Raw genomic sequence first — 15660 nt, 5'->3', positions numbered from 1 at the left:
GGCGGCACGCCCGCAAGGGGCGTCATCGGCAACGGAGGAAGCCGCCGATTATAGCGGGCTTCCCGCAAGGGCCGTTCAGTTGAGCAGCCAGGGATGCGGGCGTTTGCTGGACTGGCGGGCCACCAGGTTGTAGGCGACGACCATGCTGAGCAGCAGCAGGCTCCAGGCCGGCGCCAGCCAGTGCGGCGCCACCGCGCCGGGCAGGCCGACCTGGCCGATGCTGATTCCGCCGAGCATGGCCAGGACGAACTGGGTCACGGTCAGCAACAGCGCGCCGCGCGGCCAGCGCATGCAGGCCAACAGCAGACTGCTGGCGGCGAGCGTCGCGGTCAGGGTGATCGACACGGTCAGCGGGTAATAGGCCGCCGGCGCATGCTTGAGCGCGCCTAGCAGCCAGGACAGGCCCAGCCAGGGCAGCATCGCCGCGAGCGCGCGCTTCAGGATCACCTGGTTGAACAGCTTGCCCGCCTGCCCGGGAGCGCCCAGGCCCGGCAGCAGCGCGCTTTCCATCATTCCCAGGTTGCCGTGCTTGCGCCATAGCCACAGCCGTTGCAGGAACTTCACGCTGGACAGATTGGCCATGACGTTGGCCATGACCAACGGCAGCGTCGGCGATTGCGCGCGCAGCAACAGGGGCGTCCACAGCAGCAGGAGCAGCGCCGGCGTGACCAGTGCGGCCAGGAAGGTGCCGGCGGCGTTGCCGGGGGCGAAGCCCGGGCCGAGGGCATAGCGCATGGCGCGTTCCGGTTGATGACGCAGATCGGTGGGAAAGGCGGGACGCGCGATGCCCTGGATCCAGCCCAGGCGCCCGCTCTGCGATTCGACGGCCTGCTTGGTGGTGCCGTCGCCGGGCTGGCGCTGCTGCAGGCCGATCCACATCGGGCGCGACCATGCCGACAGCGCATCGGCCGGGCGACCACGCAAGTATCGGTACGACCACAGGCTGATCAGCGCGCAGGCGAGCGCAGCGAGCAGCAGGCTGGCGCGTGGATGCAGGATCAGCGGCACGAAACTGGCCTTGGGCAAAAAGCCGCCGAATGTCCCCGGCAAGATGCCGATCAAGGGCGCACACCAGGCCGGCAGGGTGGCGACCAACATGCCGAAGCTTGCGCTGAGCAGCAGGACCGACAGGGACAGGCCAGGCTCGACGCCGCGCACGGCGAACAGCAGCGTCGGCAGCAGCACCGTCAAGGCCAGTGCGGCGCCGAACAGGTTGACGAAGCGCGCTGCCATGGACGGCAGACGTAGTTGGCGTCCTTGTTCCAGCAGACCCAGCAGGCGAGCGCCGAGCAACATCCACACGAACATCGCCAGGATCGCGGTGAGGACCAGCGGCAGCAGGTTGGTGGCTTTTTCAGGCAGCCAGGTGCAGGCGAAGGCGGCGGCGAGGGTGGGCGGATACAGCCATCCGGTCACGCCCGATGCGCGGCAGAGCAGGCGCAGATCTGCAGGAAGGCGGTTCATCCGACCACCTCGATGAACAGGTCTTCCAGGCCCAGCCGGTCGATGCGGATGCCGGGGACGGTCAAGAGCGCGGACGGCAGCTCGTCGGCATGCAGCACCACCACGACACCGCCGTCGGCGGCGTGGCGGCGCGCCAGTTCGCCGCGCAACGGCGCGTCCAGCGTCGCTGCTGCCGGCGCCGGGATGCCGATGCGCAGGACCCGGTCCTTGAGTTCGTCCAGCGGCTGGTCCAGCAACAGCCGGCCCTGGTGCAGGAAGGCCACGCGCGAGGCCACGCGTTCCAGGTCGCTGACGATGTGGCTGGAGAACAGCACGGTGGTGCCGGCGTCGCAGGTTTCGGTGACGATCTCGCGCATCAGGTCGCGGCGCGCCACCGGGTCCAGCGCCGAGGCCGGTTCGTCCAGCACCAGCAGCGCCGGCCGTGCGGCCAGCGCGCGCACCAGGGCCAGGCGCTGGGCCTGGCCGGGCGAGAGCGTGTCGATGCGCTGGCGGCGGTCCAGTTCCCAGCGCCGCAGCAGCGTGTCGGCACGCGGTGCGTCCCAGTGGGGGTAGAGCTGCGCGGCGAAGGCGAGCAGTTCCTCCACGCGCATCCAGCCGAAGGCCTGCGGCTGCTGCGGCACGAAGCCCAACTGCGCCTTGCGCGCATCGTCCAGGCGCAAAGCCGGGCCGCCGAACACCCGCGCCTTGCCGCGCTGCGGTTGCAGCAGGCCGAGCAGGCAGGCCAGCAGGGTGCTCTTGCCAGCGCCATTGCGTCCGATCAGGCCGACCACCTCGCCGCGCGCCACCTGCAGGTCAATGCCCTGCAGCACCGAGCCGGCGCCGAAAGCCAGGTGCAGGTCGTGCGCCGCCAGCGGCAGGTCCATGTCCAGGTCGGCCTGGATTGCGCTCTGCAGTACCACGCTACTCATCGCCAGGTTCTCCAAACAACTGTTCAAGACGTTCGATCACGGGAGGCGACGGCAGGCCCAGTTCCCGGCAATGCCGGACCAGTTCCTGCAGGCGCGGTTCGATCAACTCCAGGCGCTGCCCTTGCCGCTGTGGTGCGGCGGCGGTCGCGGCGATGGCCATGCCGCGGCCGCGCAGGCGTTCCAGCACGCCCTCGGCCTCGAGCTGGCTGTAGGCGCGCGAGACCGTCATCGGGTTGACCGCGTGGGTGGCGGCGACCTCGCGTACCGAGGGGAGACCATCGCCTGGGCGCAATTGCCCGGCGGCGACCAGGCGGCGGATCTGCTCGGCGATCTGCCGGTAGATCGGCTCGGGGGCGCTGGGCTGGACGTGGAGGTGGGTTGCATCCATGTGTATTAATACATCAATACACTTGGCAGATGTCAATGCGTCTGCCGACGAACGGTAGGCGCGCTCAGGGTGGGGCGGGATGGGCGAAGCGCAGTTCGCCCAGCGGGCCGGCCATCCGGAAAGGCACCGCTTCCAGGTGCAGGCCGCGATTGAGCTGGACGGCGAAATGCAGGTGCGGGCCACTGCTCAGGCCGGTGTTGCCGGACAGACCGAGGCGCTCGCCGCGCCGCACAGCCTGGCCGACCCGCACCTGCACGCCGCCGGCGGCCAGGTGCGCGTAGATCGCCATGCTGCCGTCGGCGTGCAGTACCCGCACCAGGTTGGCGGCCTGGCCCAGGCGCGGGTCGGTGCCGGACTCGCGGAAGTCGTCGCGCACCTCCATCACCACGCCCTCGCGTGCGGCCAGCACCGGCGTGCCTTCGGGCAGGGCGAAGTCCAGGGCATAGGCGTTGGCGGGATCGCGATGGCTGAAGGCGCCGCCGAAGCCTTGGTCGATGCGCACCGTGCGATCGGCGAAGGGCAGGGCATACAGCACCGCGTCGGCATGGGCGCGCGGCGAACCAGGCACCGCCTCGATGCGCAGCCGGGCGTCGCCAGCGTCGGTCTCGGCCAGGTCGCCGGACGGATACAGACGCGCAACCACACGGCGCTCGCCGGCGGCCAGTTCCACGGTCAGCGGCAGCGCGGGCACGGCAGTGAAGCCGGCGCGGTCGCCCAGCAGGCGGATCTGCACCGGGCCGCCGAGCGGATTGCCCAATGCGACCTCGCGCAGCCCGCTGTCGCGGGTGATCACCTGCAGCCACGCTGGCGGTGGTTGTGGTTCGAGTCGCGGGGCATTCCAGCGCAGCAGCGGCTGCGCGGGCGCACCGGTCGCCAGTGCGAACGACAGGACCACGGCAAGCCAGCGGCGGGGGCTGCGTCGGCGCACGGACAGGGGCAGCGATGGGGGAAGCGGAGTATGGCCGAGGCCAGGGATCGAAAAATCATATCGCTTCATCCGAATAAAGAGATTGACATTGCGGAAAATCGCTGGCATCGTGGCTCCACCATCGAGACCGGCGGAGGGACAGGCCCTTTGATGCCGGGGCAGCCAGCGGACGCGCAAGCGCCCGTGTAGGTGCCAAATCCTGCGGGGACCCACGCGTCCGCCGAAAGATGGTTCGATCCATGCCTTCTGCATGGCGAACGCGAGCTCCGCGAAGCTCGATGGCCGTTCCTCCCTGGATACCGCCATGCGCCTCGTGAACTCGCCTGATCGCCCCACCTCCGCCATTCCGTCCCACGACCGCGTTGCCGCGCCGGCCGACGGCGTGCACGCGATGCGTGGCGAGATCGCCGTCGCCTTGCCGCTGCGCCATGCCGGCGTGCAACTGCTGCGCCTGCGCTACGAACTGAGCGGCCCGGCTGCCGCGCCGGTGGTGTTCGTCGCCGGCGGCATCTCCGCGCACCGCCATCTCGCCGCCAACGCCAGCTTCCCCGAGAAGGGCTGGGCCGAAGGCCTGGTCGGGGCGGGGCGGGCGCTGGACCCCACCCAGCGGCGGCTGCTGGCGTTCGATTTCGTCGGCGCCGATGGCAGCCTGGACGCGCCGATCGACAGCGCCGACCAGGCCGATGCCATCGCCGCGCTGCTGGACGCGCTGGACATCGCGCAACTGCAGGGGTTCGTCGGCTATTCCTACGGCGCGCTGGTCGGCCTGCAACTGGCGGTGCGGCATCCGCAACGCGTGCAGAAGCTGATCGCGGTCAGCGGCGCGCACCGCGCACATCCGTACGCCGCGGCCTGGCGCGCGCTGCAGCGTCGCGCGGTGGCGCTGGGCCAACTGCAGTGCGCCGAGAGCCATGGGCTGTCGCTGGCGCGGCAGTTCGCGATGCTCAGCTACCGCACGCCCGAGGAATTCGGCGAACGCTTCGACGCGGCGCCGGAAGTGATCAACGGCCGCGTCCGCGTCGCCGCCGAAGACTACCTGGACGCCGCCGGCGCGCAGTACGTGGCGCGCACCCAGGTCAACGCCTACCTGCGCCTGTCCGAATCCATCGACCTGCACCGCATCGATCCGGCCGCCGTCGCCGTGCCCACGGTGGTGGTGGCGGTCGAAGGCGACCGCCTGGTGCCGCTGTCGGACCTGGTCACCCTGGTCGAAGGCCTCGGCCCGCGCGGCAGCCTGCGCGTGCTGCGTTCGCCCTACGGCCACGACGCCTTCCTGAAAGAAACCGATCGCATCGACGCGATTCTCGCCACCGCCCTTCGCCCCACCGGAGTTGCCGCATGAGCACTGCCCACGACACCGATCTGCCCTGTAGCGCCGCCACCGCCGCGGTCCGCGCCGGCATCGACCGCGACACCGCCTACGGCGCGGTGACCCCGCCGATCGTGCTGTCGTCGAACTTCAGCTTCGACGGCTTCGGCAACAAGCGCCAGTACGACTACACCCGCAGCGGCAACCCCACCCGCGACCTGCTCGGCGAAGCGCTGGCGGAACTGGAAGGCGGCGCCGGCGGCGTGATCACCGCTACCGGCATGGGCGCGATCAACCTGGTGCTGAACGCCCTGCTGCAGCCCGGCGACAAGCTGGTGGTGCCGCACGATGCGTACGGCGGCAGCTGGCGGCTGTTCAACGCGCTGGCCAAGAAGGGCCACTTCGAGCTGATCACCGCCGACCTGACCGATCCGCGCTCCCTGGCCGATGCGCTGGCGCAGGCGCCGAAGCTGGTGCTGATCGAGACCCCGTCCAACCCGCTGCTGCGCATCACCGACCTGCGTTTCGTCATCGACGCCACGCACAAGGCCGGCGCGCTGGCGGTGGTCGACAACACCTTCCTGTCGCCGGCGCTGCAGACCCCGATCGCCTTCGGTGCCGACCTGGTGATCCACTCCACCACCAAGTACGTCAACGGCCACAGCGACGTGGTCGGTGGCGCGGTGATCGCGGCCACTGCCGAACTGCACCAGCAGCTGGTGTGGTGGGCCAATGCGCTGGGCCTGACCGGCTCGCCGTTCGACGCGTTCCTGACCCTGCGCGGTCTGCGCACGCTGGACGCGCGCCTGCGCGCGCACCAGGAAAACGCGCAGGCGGTGGTGGAGCTGCTGACCACGCACGCCGCGGTGCGCCAGGTGTACTACCCCGGCCTGGCCTCGCATCCGGGCCACGCGGTGGCTGCGCGGCAGCAGCGCGGCTTCGGCGCGATGATCAGTTTCGAACTGGCCGGTGGCGAGGCCGAGGTGCGCGCCTTCGTCGATGGCCTGCGCTACTTCACCTTGGCCGAATCGCTGGGCGGCGTGGAGAGCCTGGTCGCGCATCCGGCGACCATGACGCATGCGGCGATGACCGCCGAGGCGCGCGCCAAGGCCGGGATTTCCGATGGCCTGTTGCGTCTGTCGGTGGGCATCGAATCCAGTGCGGATCTGGTCGCCGACCTGCAGGCGGGCCTGCAGCGCGCGCAGCGCGCCGGCGAGGCGCTGGCACGCAAACGGGTGGACGCGTGAGCAGCGGCCTGGCCGATGCGCCATTGGCGCCGCTGCGTGCGGCGCCCGTCGCGGCCACCGCGCGGCTGGGCCTGCTCGGCACCGGCACCGTCGGCCGCGCCTTCGTCGCGCGCTACCAGGCGCTGCAGCAGCGCCGCCCCGGCCTGCCGACCTTCGCCTGGCTGGCCAATTCGCGCACCGTTGCCGATTGCGCGGTGACGCCGGCGCAGGCGCTGGCCGCGGCCAATGCCGCCGCGCGCACGGCGCAGGCGGTGACGTTGCCGGAGGACCTGGGCTGTGGCGACATCGTGGTCGACGCCACCGCCAGCGAGGCGGTGGCGCAGCGCCATGCCGAATGGCTGCGGCGCGGCGTGCACGTGGTCACCGCCAACAAGCTCGGCCAGGGCGCCGCGCTGGCGCGGGCCGAACAGATCCAGGCCGCCCGCCATGCCGCCAGCACCCACTACGGCGACAGCGCCACGGTCGGCGCCGGGCTGCCGTTGCTGAGCAGCCTGCGCGCGCTGGTTGCCGGCGGCGACCATATCCACGCGGTGGAAGGCGTGCTGTCCGGCTCCCTGGCCTGGTTGCTGCATCGCTACGACGGCCGCCGTGCCTTCTCCGCGTGCGTGCGCGAGGCCGCGGCCGCCGGCTACACCGAGCCCGATCCGCGCGAGGACCTGTCCGGCGAGGACGTGCGGCGCAAGTTGCTGATCCTGGCCCGTGCCGCCGGCCTGCCGTTGCGTGCCGAGCAGGTGCAGGTGGAGTCGCTGGTGCCGGCCGCGCTGGCCACGGTGCCGCTGGCGCAACTGGATGCCGCACTCGAACAACTGGACGCGCCGCTGGCGGCGCGCCTGGCGCAGGCGCAGGCCGCCGGTGCCTGTCTGCGCTTCGTCGGTCGCTTCGATGCAAATGGCGCATCGGTGGGTCTGCGCGCGCTGCCGCTGACGCATCCGCTGGCCAGCGGCGCCGGCACCGACAACCGCGTCGCCATTCACAGCGACCGCTACCTGCAGCAGCCGCTGCTGATCCAGGGGCCGGGCGCGGGCGCCGATGTCACCGCGGCGGCCTTGCTCGACGACGTGCTGCGGATCGCGGTGCGCTGAGCGAAGCCAACGACGCCCGCCATCACGTGCGGGCGTCGCGTTTCGGACTGGGGCGATACCGACGGGCGGTCGGCGTGTGCGCGACGCTGCCTGCACGCCGATGCGTGCGGGTCACGCGGCGCGGCCGTCGCGCGTTGCACGTTGCGCGGCGGCCGGCGCCTCAGCTCATTGCAGACCTTGGCCCATGGTCTTCAGCAACTCGCCCTGGTAGTCGCCGCTGAATTCCCAGAAGAACGCGCCGCCCAGGCCCTGGGTCTTGACATAGTTCATCTTCTCGGTGACCAGCGCCGGGTTGTCGTAGCTCCAGAAGGTGCTGCCGTCGTACTTCCAGTGTGCGTGCGCCTGGGCGTCGACGTAGCTGGTGCCGGCGCGGCCGCGCAACACCTTGTAGTCCTCGATGCCGGCTTCGTAGGTGCCTGCCGCGGCGCTGCCGCTCTGGTACAGGCCGTGGTTGACGTTGGGCACGTTGGTCCAGCCGCGCCCGTAGAAGCCGATGCCGAGGTTGAGCTTGGCGGCGGGCACGCCACGGTCGAGGAAGGCCTGGATGGCGTCGTTGCTGTTGTAGTAGCGCTGGTCGCCGCTGGACGGATCGGCCGACGACTCGAACAGGGCGGAGTGGTGGTTGGTCTGCGGATCCCAGGCGCCGTGGAAGTCGTAGGTCATGACGTTGAGGTAGTCCAGGTACTGCGCGTACAGGTTCGGGTCGGTGACCCGGATCTTGTCGATGCCGGCGCCGACCGCCACGGTCAGCAGCAGCCCCGGCCGCACCTGGTCGAGTTGGCGGCGGAATTCGGCCAGCAGCGCGGTGAAGTTCTGCCGGTCCTCGGCGCTGCCGCAGGCGATGCCGCACGCCACCGGGTACTCCCAGTCGATGTCGATGCCGTCGAACACGCCGGCCGCGGCCGCTGCGCCGCCGGCGCCGTCGGTGACCGGCAGGTTGCCGCGGATGTAGGCGTCGATGCACGAGGCGACGAAGGCCTGGCGATTCTCGGCGCGCGCGGCGCTGGAGAAGCCGCGCGACCAGGTCCAGCCACCCAGCGAAATCAGCACCTTCATTCCCGGGTGTGCGGCCTTGAGCTTCTTCAACTGGTTCCAGTTGCCGCGCAGCGGCTGGTCCCAGGTGTCGCCCACGCCGTCCACGCTCTGCGCGGCGGAGAACGCCTTGGTGTAGTCGGCGAAGGCGTCGCCGCCGGCGCCGGTGCTGCTGTCCGACGGCTGGGTCACGCCGACTTCGCAGCGGTTGTTGCGGACGTTGCCGAAGGCGTAGTTGATGTGGGTCAGGTAGCCGGCGGCGCCGCTGGTCTGGATGTCGCGGACCTGGTAGTTGCGGCCGTAGATGCCCCACTGGGTGAAGTAGCCGATCACGCGCTTGCCGCCGCCGGCACTGGCGGGCAGGGTACGCACGTTCAGCGTGGCGCTGCTGGCCGAGACGTTGCCGGCATTGTCGCGGGCGCGCACCGCGTAGGCGTACGCGGTGTCGGCGCTCAGCGCCGAATCGGTGTAAGCGGTGGTGGTGGACGTGCCCACGCGATTGCCGTCGCGGACGATGTCGTAGCCGGCCAGGCCGCTGCCGCCGGCGTTGTCGGAGGCCGCGTTCCAGCTCAGGGTGATGGCGTTGCTGGCGCGCGTGGCCGCGGCCAGGCCGGTCGGCACGCTCGGCGCGGTGGTGTCGGTCGACGCCGCCGAGATACTGATTGCGACGACGGCCGAGGTGGTGCGGGCGCCGGCGTTGTCGGTTGCCACGGCGGTGAGGCTGTAGTCGCCGGCCGCTGCGCCGCTCCAGGACAGCGTGTACGGCGCGCCGCTGACGCTGCCGAGCGAGGTGCTGCCGCGGAAGAATTCGACCCGCGCCACGCTGCCGTCGGGATCGCTGGCCGACGCCTGCAAGCTGATGGTGGTGCCGACCACGAAGCGGGTGCCGCTCGTGGGCGCGGTCAGCGCCACGCTCGGCGGCTGATTGCTGGTGTTGCCGTCGCAGGTGCCCAGGTCCTGGTACCAGCCGCAACTGGTGCAGTAGGTCGGCGCGGTGTTCCAGATCGGACCATTGGCGCGGTACAGGTGGCCGGCGTAGGTCATGGTGTCGCCGGCGGCGTAGATGGTGGCCGGGTTCCAGGCGGCGACACCGCTGCACGCGGCGGCCGAGGCCTGGCCGGGCGCGAGGCCGGCGAGGACGAGACAACAGAACAGCAACCACGATCCAGCGGATTTTGTGTTCATGGTGACGCCTCCGATGCGGTAGGTAACGCGACTGAGGAGCGGCGGTTCGCCGCTGTCTGGTTCCTTGGATCCGATCACCCGGGAGCGCTTGGCGCCGACGTCGTGTGGCGTTCGTGCGCGGACCGGGCAGGCGCAGGGTTCTGGTCAGAAGACAACGTTGTCAACAGACAATTCGAGCGAATGCGAGATGTATCCAGAATCACTGCGATGACAACGTTTTCATGGACGGCCGATGCTGCAGCGCAATGACTGCAGCGTCGGGTGCATTCGCGTTTGCGCGGCGCGGGGCTGCTACGGCGCATGGCGGCCAGGTTCGTGCAGCGCCCTGGCGACGTGCTGTCGCCGCCGGCACGTCGCCCGATCACCCAGGCTGCGCGACAAGACGCGTTCGTGCCGCCGTGCAGGCACGACTGGCGTGGCGCCTGGGATCAGGGCGTCTTGCCCAGCGCCTCGAGCAGCGCGGCGTTGAAGCGCTGCGGCGCTTCCACCTGCGGCGAATGGCCGAGGTCGTCGAAGGCGACCAGATGCGCGCCGGGAATCGCCGCGGCCGCGCGCTTGCCCAGGGCCGGGTAGTCGCCCAGGGTCGCCGCCAGCGCCGGCGGTGCCAGGTCCTTGCCGATCGCGGTCCGGTCGCGCTGGCCGATGAACAGCGTGGTCGGCACGCGCAGTTGCGGGAAGCGCTGCACCACTGGCTGGTTGAACACCATGTCCGAGGTCAGCGCCTGGTTCCAGGCCACGCGATCGCCGCCGGGGCCGGCGTACAGGCCGGCCTGCATGCTCACCCAGCGGTCGTACTCGGGCTTCCACTGTCCGCCGTAGTAGGCGTTCAACTGGTACTGCTTGATCGAGGCCGCATCGGTCTTGCGCTCCTTGGCATACCAGTCATCGACGCTGCGCCACGGCACGCCGGCGGCCTTCCAGTCCTCCAGCCCGATCGGGTTCACCAGCAGCAGCTGGCTCACGTCCTGCGGGTACTGCAGCGCGTAGTGCGCGGCGAGCATGCCGCCCATCGAATGGCCGACGATCGCGGCGCGGCGCACGCCGGCCTGCTGCAGCAATGCATGGGTATTGGCCGCCAGTTGCGCGAAGGTGAACTGGTAGGCCTGCGGCTTGCTCGACTTGCAGAAGCCGATCTGGTCCGGCGCCAGCACCCGGTAGCCCTGTGCCACCAGCGCGGCGATGGTCGATTCCCAGGTCGCGGCGCAGAAGTTCTTGCCGTGCAGCAGCACCACCGTGCGGCCGTTCGGCGTGCCGGTCGGGGCCACGTCCATGTACGCCATCTGCAGCGGCTGGCGCTGCGAATCGAAGCGGTACCAGTGCACCGGGTAGGGATAGGCGAAGCCTTCCAGTTGCGCGCCGTAGCGCGGCGGTGCGTCGGTGGCGGAGGCGAGCGGCGACAGGGCGAGGGCGGCGAGCAGCAGGCAATGGCGCATGGGAGCGGGACGGCAGACGTGAAGGAGCACGACCTTAGCCCGGCGCGCGCTTGCCAGGCGTCAACGCGTCACGCGGGTGGCGGCAGGCTGCCGCCGTTGTGCACCAGGGTCAGGCAGGCGTGCCGCTCCATCTGCGCCAGCGGCTCCTGCAGCGCCGCCAGCACCTGTTCGGCCTGCGCGCCCAGCACCGGCCGGTACGCGGCCCAGCCGTTGCGGCCCTTGGCCTTGGCCTGGTACAGCGCGCGGTCGGCCAGCACCAGCAACTGCTCCCAGCCGAGCAGATTGTCGGGGTCGTGCACGAACGGGAATTCGGCCAGCCCGATCGAGCAGGTGACCCGGCCCTGGCGCCCGTGGTCGAACACGAACGGGTGCGCGGCGACCGAGCGGCACAGCCGTTCGGCGGCCATGGTGAGGTTCTCGCGCGGCGCCGAGCGCAGCACCAGCAGGAATTCCTCGCCGCCCCAGCGCACCACGTAGTCGCTCTCGCGGGTCAGCCGCACCAGCAACTGCGCCATCTGCTGCAGCACCGCGTCGCCGGTGTGGTGTCCGCCGCTGTCGTTGATCGACTTGAAATGGTCGATGTCGATCAGCGCGAACAGCATGCCCGAGGACAGCATGTCCTCGTCGTTGGCGGCCATGCGCCGGTACAGCGCGATGTCGCTGGGGATGTGCAGCGACAGGTAGCGGCGGTTGCGCAACTGGGTCAGCTCGTCGGTGAAGCTGGCCTCCTGCAGGCGCTGGTTGGCCGCCTGCAATGCCTGGGTGCGCTCGCGCACCTGGCGTTCGAGGATGTCGCGCTGGCGCCGGTTGTGCAGCCGTGCCAGGGCCACCGCGCACAGCAGCAGGGCGAACGCGCCCAGCGTCAGCAGCAGCTTGTAGAACGGCGTTTCCTGGAAGCGCAACGCGATCCGCAGCGGCAACTGCGCCGGCGCTGCCGCCCACACGCCGGCGTTGTTGCTGCCGGTGACTTCGAAGACGTAGTCGCCGCCGGGCAGGTTGGTGTAGCTGACCGAGCGCTGGCGGATGTCGTCGAGGGTGCGCCAGCCGCGGTCGTAGCCGCGCAGGCGGTAGCGCAGTTCGACGTTCTGCGGCGCCTGGAACGAGGCGGCGGTGAACTCGAAGTCGAGGTCGCGCGCGGCTTCCGGCAGCGGGGTGGGCAGCGCCTGCGGCGTCAGCCACAGGCCCAGCGCACGTACCCGCTCCACCACCGGCTGCGGCGCCACCGGATTCTTGACGATGCCGGCGGTGTCCAGCGCGACCACCCCATCGCGGCTGGGCAGCCACAGCGTGCCGTGCTCGATGAAGCCCTTGCCGTTGCCGGCGCCGTTGCAGCACATGCCCTGCACGCCGCCGTGGCGCTGCGCGCGCTCGGTGAGCATCAGTTCGGCATTCAGCGGCGCTTGCGGCGACGCCGCGTGGCGCTGCAGGTCGGCCAGGCGCACGCGGTAGACCCCGCGCAGCCCGGCCACCCAGATCGCGCCGCGGCCGTCGTCGGCGATGAAGAACGCGGCGTTCACCGGCAGCCCGTCCTGCTCGCCGAACGCGTACCAGTGCGTGCCGTCGAACAGCCACAACTGCTCGTTGAGGGTGCCGACCAGCCATTGCCCGCCGGGCAGTTCGTGGATCGCGGTGATGTCGGCGCTGGCCAGCGCCGAACCCGGCGGAGCCAGTGCCACCAGGCGCTCGCCGCGCAGTGCGTACAGGCCCGACTGCGCGCCGATCAACAGGCGCCCGTCGCGGGTCTCGTGGATCAGCCGCACGCGCGGATCGCGCAGGCCCTCGGCCGTGCCGTAGCGGCGCAGCCGCGTGCCGTCGACGCGGAACAGGCCGTCGGTGCTGGCGAACCACAGCCGCTGCGCGCGATCGCGGACGATCCCGCTGATCTGCAGGTCGCGCAGCGGTGCCAGCCAGTCCGGCTGGCCGAGCCGGCCGTCGCGGTACAGGGCGGCGCCGTGGCGGGTGCCGATCCACAGCTGTCCGGGCTCGGCCAGCAAGGTGTAGGGCGCTTCGTTGTGCAATTGCGCCAGCGTCAGCACCTGCTGGTAGCGGCCATCGCGCAGCTGCGACAGGCCGCTGTCGGTGCCGGCCCACAGCGATCCGTCCGGATCGCGCGCCAGGGTCCACACCAGCGCATCGTCCAGGCCCTCGTGCGTGCTGTAGCGACGCGTCCAGCCATTCCACAGCCGCGTGGCGCCGTTCCAACTGCTGCCCAGCCACAGGTTGCGCTCGCGATCCTCGAAGATCGCGTTGACACCGACGTTCGGCTTGTTTTCCGGGGTGCGTTCGACGATGGCGCCATCGCGCACGCGCAGCAGCGCGCCGGGCTGTCCCACCCACAGGTTCCGGTCGCTGTCCTCGAACAGGGCCAGCACGGCGCGCCGGCTGATCCCGTCTGCATCGGGCAGCCATTGCCAGCGCCCGTCGCGGCGCTGCAGCAGGCCGTCGCGGGTGCCGGCCCACAGCGTGCCTTGCGCCTCCAGCAGATGCTGCACCGACACCGCGGCGGCCTCCTGCGGCAACGGCAGCGACACCGGCGCGTCCTGGCCGGCGACGAAGCGCAGCACTTCGCCGCGCGTGCCCACCCACAGCGCGTCGGCGCGCGGCAACAGCGCAGAGGCGCCGCTGGCGATGCGGTGGCGCAGTTGCAGGCGATCGCCCTGTACCGCGTACACGCCATCCTGCGCCGCGACCAGCACGGTGCCGTGCGCATCGGTCGCGATCGCCTCGATGTTGAGCAGTGGCGCCTGCGGATCCTGTGGCAGCAGCGTGCTGAAGCGCCCGTCGCGGTAGCGCGACAGGCCGCGGTAGGTGCCGATCCACAGCGTGCCGGCGGGGTCGATGTGCAGCGCCTTGATCAGGTTGCCGGGCAGGTGCGCCGGCGCGCCCTCGTTGAACGAGGTCATGCGCACGCCGTCGAAGCGGGTCAGCCCGCCCATCGTGCCGATCCACAGATAGCCCTGGCGGTCCTGCGCGAACGCCTGCACGCTCAGCTGCGGCAGGCCCTGGTCTAGCCCCCAGCCTTCGCGCTCGTAGTGGTTGAACTGCTTGTCCGGCTGCAATGCCCGCGCCTGCGGCACACACGCGCTCCACGCTGTCGAGAGCATGGCCAGCTGTAGCGCCAGCAGGCGCCAGGAGGCGTATGGAAACCGCAAGAGCATGCCAATGCCGGATCGGCCGACGTCTTTGTCGTTAGCGGCAACGCCGCGCGGATCTTGATGCGCGCGGCAGTCAGGACGCTGGTGATCGGGTGGGCCAGCGTCCATCGGGGTGGCTCAGCACTCGATGACGTTCACCGCCAGCCCGCCGCGGCTGGTTTCCTTGTACTTGTCCTGCATGTCGCGGCCGGTGTCGCGCATGGTGCGGATCACCTTGTCCAGCGACACCTTGTGCTTGCCGTCGCCGCGCATCGCCATGCGGCTGGCGTTGATCGCCTTGACCGCGCCCATCGCGTTGCGCTCGATGCACGGGATCTGCACCAGGCCGCCGATCGGGTCGCAGGTCAGGCCGAGGTTGTGCTCCATGCCGATCTCGGCCGCGTTCTCGATCTGCCCCGGCTTGCCGCCGAGCGCAGCGACCAGGCCGCCGGCCGCCATCGAGCAGGCCACGCCGACCTCGCCCTGGCAGCCGACTTCTGCGCCGGAGATCGAGGCGTTTTCCTTGTACAGGATGCCGATCGCCGCGGCGGTGAGCAGGAAGTCGAATACGCGCTGTTCGTCGGCGCCGGGGCAGAAGCGGTCGAAGTAGTGCAGCACTGCCGGAATGATGCCCGCCGCGCCGTTGGTGGGCGCGGTGACCACGCGGCCTCCGGCGGCGTTCTCTTCGTTGACCGCCAGCGCGTACAGGTTGACCCAGTCCAGCGTGGTCAGCGGATCGCGCATCGCCGCTTCCGGCTTGGACGACAGCTCGCGGTACAGCGCCGGCGCGCGCCGCGACACGTGCAGGCCGCCGGGCAGCGTGCCTTCCTCGCGGATGCCGCGCGTCACGCAGGCCTGCATCGCGCCCCAGATCTCGCGCAGGCCGGCGCGGATCTCGTCCTCGCTGCGCCAGCACTTCTCGTTCTCGAACATCAGCGCGGCGATGCTCAGGCCGCTGCGCGCGGCCTGCGCCAGCAGCTCGTCGCCGCTCTTGAACGGGTAGGGCAGCGGCGTCTCGTCGGCGACGATGCGGTCGTCGGCGGCGTCGTCCTGGTTGACCACGAAGCCGCCGCCGACCGAGTAGTAGTCGCGCGTGGCGACGACTTCGTCGTTGGCCGCGTAGGCGGTGAAGCGCATGCCGTTGGTGTGGTACGGCAGCTTCTGCCGCTTGTTCATCGCCAGGTCGCGCTTCTCGTCGAAGGCGATCTCGTGCTGGCCGAGCAGGTTGATGCGCTTGCTGCCGCGGATGCGCTCCAGCGCGCCGGGGATGATGTCCGGGTCGATCAGGTTCGGGCGCTGGCCTTCCAGGCCCAGCAGCACCGCCTTGTCGGTGCCGTGGCCGCGCCCGGTCAGGGCCAGCGAGCCGAACACTTCGGCACGCACCCGCACCACGTCCTGCAGGCGGCCCTGGTCGAACAGCCAGCGGTGCACGAAGCGTTCGGCGGCGCGCATCGGCCCCACGGTGTGCGAGGAACTCGGCCCGATGCCGATCTTGAACAGGTCGAAGGTACTGACAGCCATGCGCGTGCCGAAGGGTGGGCGAAAGACCG

General features: G+C 70.7%; 11 protein-coding genes, 1 pseudogene and 1 riboswitch. Of the genes and pseudogenes, 3 read left to right on the top strand and 9 right to left on the bottom strand.

Annotation, left to right across the window (positions count from 1 at the left end; genetic code table 11):
• Positions 1-75: 75 nt before the first annotated feature.
• From RAB71_RS14990 to RAB71_RS14975, 4 genes are all read right to left on the bottom strand, one after another.
• On the bottom strand, positions 76-1464 hold the full coding sequence (locus tag RAB71_RS14990) for a hypothetical protein (RefSeq protein ID WP_010344178.1): 1389 nt from the start codon (positions 1462-1464) through the stop codon (positions 76-78).
• Positions 1461-2372, bottom strand: a complete 912-nt coding sequence (locus tag RAB71_RS14985) for an ABC transporter ATP-binding protein (protein ID WP_010344177.1) — start codon at positions 2370-2372, stop codon at positions 1461-1463. Before RAB71_RS14985 ends, RAB71_RS14990 begins: the two co-directional genes overlap by 4 nt.
• Positions 2365-2760: a GntR family transcriptional regulator gene (locus RAB71_RS14980; RefSeq protein WP_010344176.1), complete on the bottom strand. Its 396-nt coding sequence runs from the start codon at positions 2758-2760 to the stop codon at positions 2365-2367. Before RAB71_RS14980 ends, RAB71_RS14985 begins: the two co-directional genes overlap by 8 nt.
• A gap of 64 nt (positions 2761-2824) precedes the next feature.
• Complete coding sequence (locus tag RAB71_RS14975) at positions 2825-3559, bottom strand: M23 family metallopeptidase (RefSeq protein WP_316685596.1); 735 nt, start codon at positions 3557-3559, stop codon at positions 2825-2827.
• 244 nt (positions 3560-3803) lie between these two features.
• Positions 3804-3922, top strand: a riboswitch (SAM riboswitch).
• Between the two features lie 70 nt (positions 3923-3992).
• On the opposite strand from RAB71_RS14975, the gene RAB71_RS14970 reads away from it, so the two are divergent.
• Genes RAB71_RS14970 through RAB71_RS14960 form a run of 3 tightly spaced genes read left to right on the top strand, consistent with a single transcriptional unit; the run spans position 3993 to position 7326 of the window.
• Positions 3993-5030 carry a homoserine O-succinyltransferase gene (locus RAB71_RS14970; RefSeq protein ID WP_010344174.1) on the top strand — a complete coding sequence of 346 codons (1038 nt, stop codon included), beginning with the start codon at positions 3993-3995 and terminating at the stop codon, positions 5028-5030.
• The gene (locus RAB71_RS14965; RefSeq protein WP_010344173.1) at positions 5027-6244 is read left to right on the top strand and encodes an O-succinylhomoserine (thiol)-lyase; all 1218 of its coding nucleotides are present in this window, start codon (positions 5027-5029) and stop codon (positions 6242-6244) included. Before RAB71_RS14970 ends, RAB71_RS14965 begins: the two co-directional genes overlap by 4 nt.
• A 23-nt stretch (positions 6245-6267) precedes the next feature.
• On the top strand, positions 6268-7326 hold the full coding sequence (locus RAB71_RS14960) for a homoserine dehydrogenase (RefSeq protein WP_029562275.1): 1059 nt from the start codon (positions 6268-6270) through the stop codon (positions 7324-7326).
• A 165-nt stretch (positions 7327-7491) separates the two neighbouring features.
• Here RAB71_RS14960 and RAB71_RS14955 read toward each other — a convergent pair whose 3' ends face one another.
• The 5 genes and pseudogenes from RAB71_RS14955 to RAB71_RS14935 all read right to left on the bottom strand — a co-directional run bounded on the left by RAB71_RS14955 (position 7492) and on the right by RAB71_RS14935 (position 15631).
• Complete coding sequence (locus RAB71_RS14955) at positions 7492-8784, bottom strand: glycoside hydrolase family 18 protein (protein WP_029562274.1); 1293 nt, start codon at positions 8782-8784, stop codon at positions 7492-7494.
• Positions 8785-9129: 345 nt separating this feature from the next.
• Positions 9130-9402: pseudogene (locus RAB71_RS14950) on the bottom strand (Ig-like domain-containing protein); the annotation flags it as partial.
• A 569-nt stretch (positions 9403-9971) separates the two neighbouring features.
• Positions 9972-10976 (bottom strand): alpha/beta fold hydrolase, encoded by a 1005-nt coding sequence (locus RAB71_RS14945; RefSeq protein ID WP_010344170.1) that lies wholly within the window; start codon positions 10974-10976, stop codon positions 9972-9974.
• A 68-nt stretch (positions 10977-11044) separates the two neighbouring features.
• Positions 11045-14134: a ligand-binding sensor domain-containing diguanylate cyclase gene (locus RAB71_RS14940; protein ID WP_236614905.1), complete on the bottom strand. Its 3090-nt coding sequence runs from the start codon at positions 14132-14134 to the stop codon at positions 11045-11047.
• Between the two features lie 114 nt (positions 14135-14248).
• Positions 14249-15631: an L-serine ammonia-lyase gene (locus RAB71_RS14935; protein ID WP_010344168.1), complete on the bottom strand. Its 1383-nt coding sequence runs from the start codon at positions 15629-15631 to the stop codon at positions 14249-14251.
• Between the last annotated feature and the right edge of the window lie 29 nt (positions 15632-15660).

It is taken from the genome of Xanthomonas sacchari (assembly GCF_040529065.1).
Classification (GTDB): Bacteria; Pseudomonadota; Gammaproteobacteria; order Xanthomonadales; family Xanthomonadaceae; genus Xanthomonas_A; species Xanthomonas_A sacchari.
The sequence above is the reverse complement of the archived record's forward strand: the minus strand, read 5'-3'. Positions and strand labels throughout refer to the sequence as shown.

Coding starts and splice junctions, on each gene's coding strand:
- RAB71_RS14935 (WP_010344168.1), bottom strand. CDS start 15,631: ATGGCTGTCAGTACCTTCGACCTGTTCAAGATCGGCATCGGGCCGAGT.
- RAB71_RS14945 (WP_010344170.1), bottom strand. CDS start 10,976: ATGCGCCATTGCCTGCTGCTCGCCGCCCTCGCCCTGTCGCCGCTCGCC.
- RAB71_RS14985 (WP_010344177.1), bottom strand. CDS start 2,372: ATGAGTAGCGTGGTACTGCAGAGCGCAATCCAGGCCGACCTGGACATG.
- RAB71_RS14940 (WP_236614905.1), bottom strand. CDS start 14,134: ATGCTCTTGCGGTTTCCATACGCCTCCTGGCGCCTGCTGGCGCTACAG.
- RAB71_RS14965 (WP_010344173.1), top strand. CDS start 5,027: ATGAGCACTGCCCACGACACCGATCTGCCCTGTAGCGCCGCCACCGCC.
- RAB71_RS14970 (WP_010344174.1), top strand. CDS start 3,993: ATGCGCCTCGTGAACTCGCCTGATCGCCCCACCTCCGCCATTCCGTCC.
- RAB71_RS14990 (WP_010344178.1), bottom strand. CDS start 1,464: ATGAACCGCCTTCCTGCAGATCTGCGCCTGCTCTGCCGCGCATCGGGC.
- RAB71_RS14980 (WP_010344176.1), bottom strand. CDS start 2,760: ATGGATGCAACCCACCTCCACGTCCAGCCCAGCGCCCCCGAGCCGATC.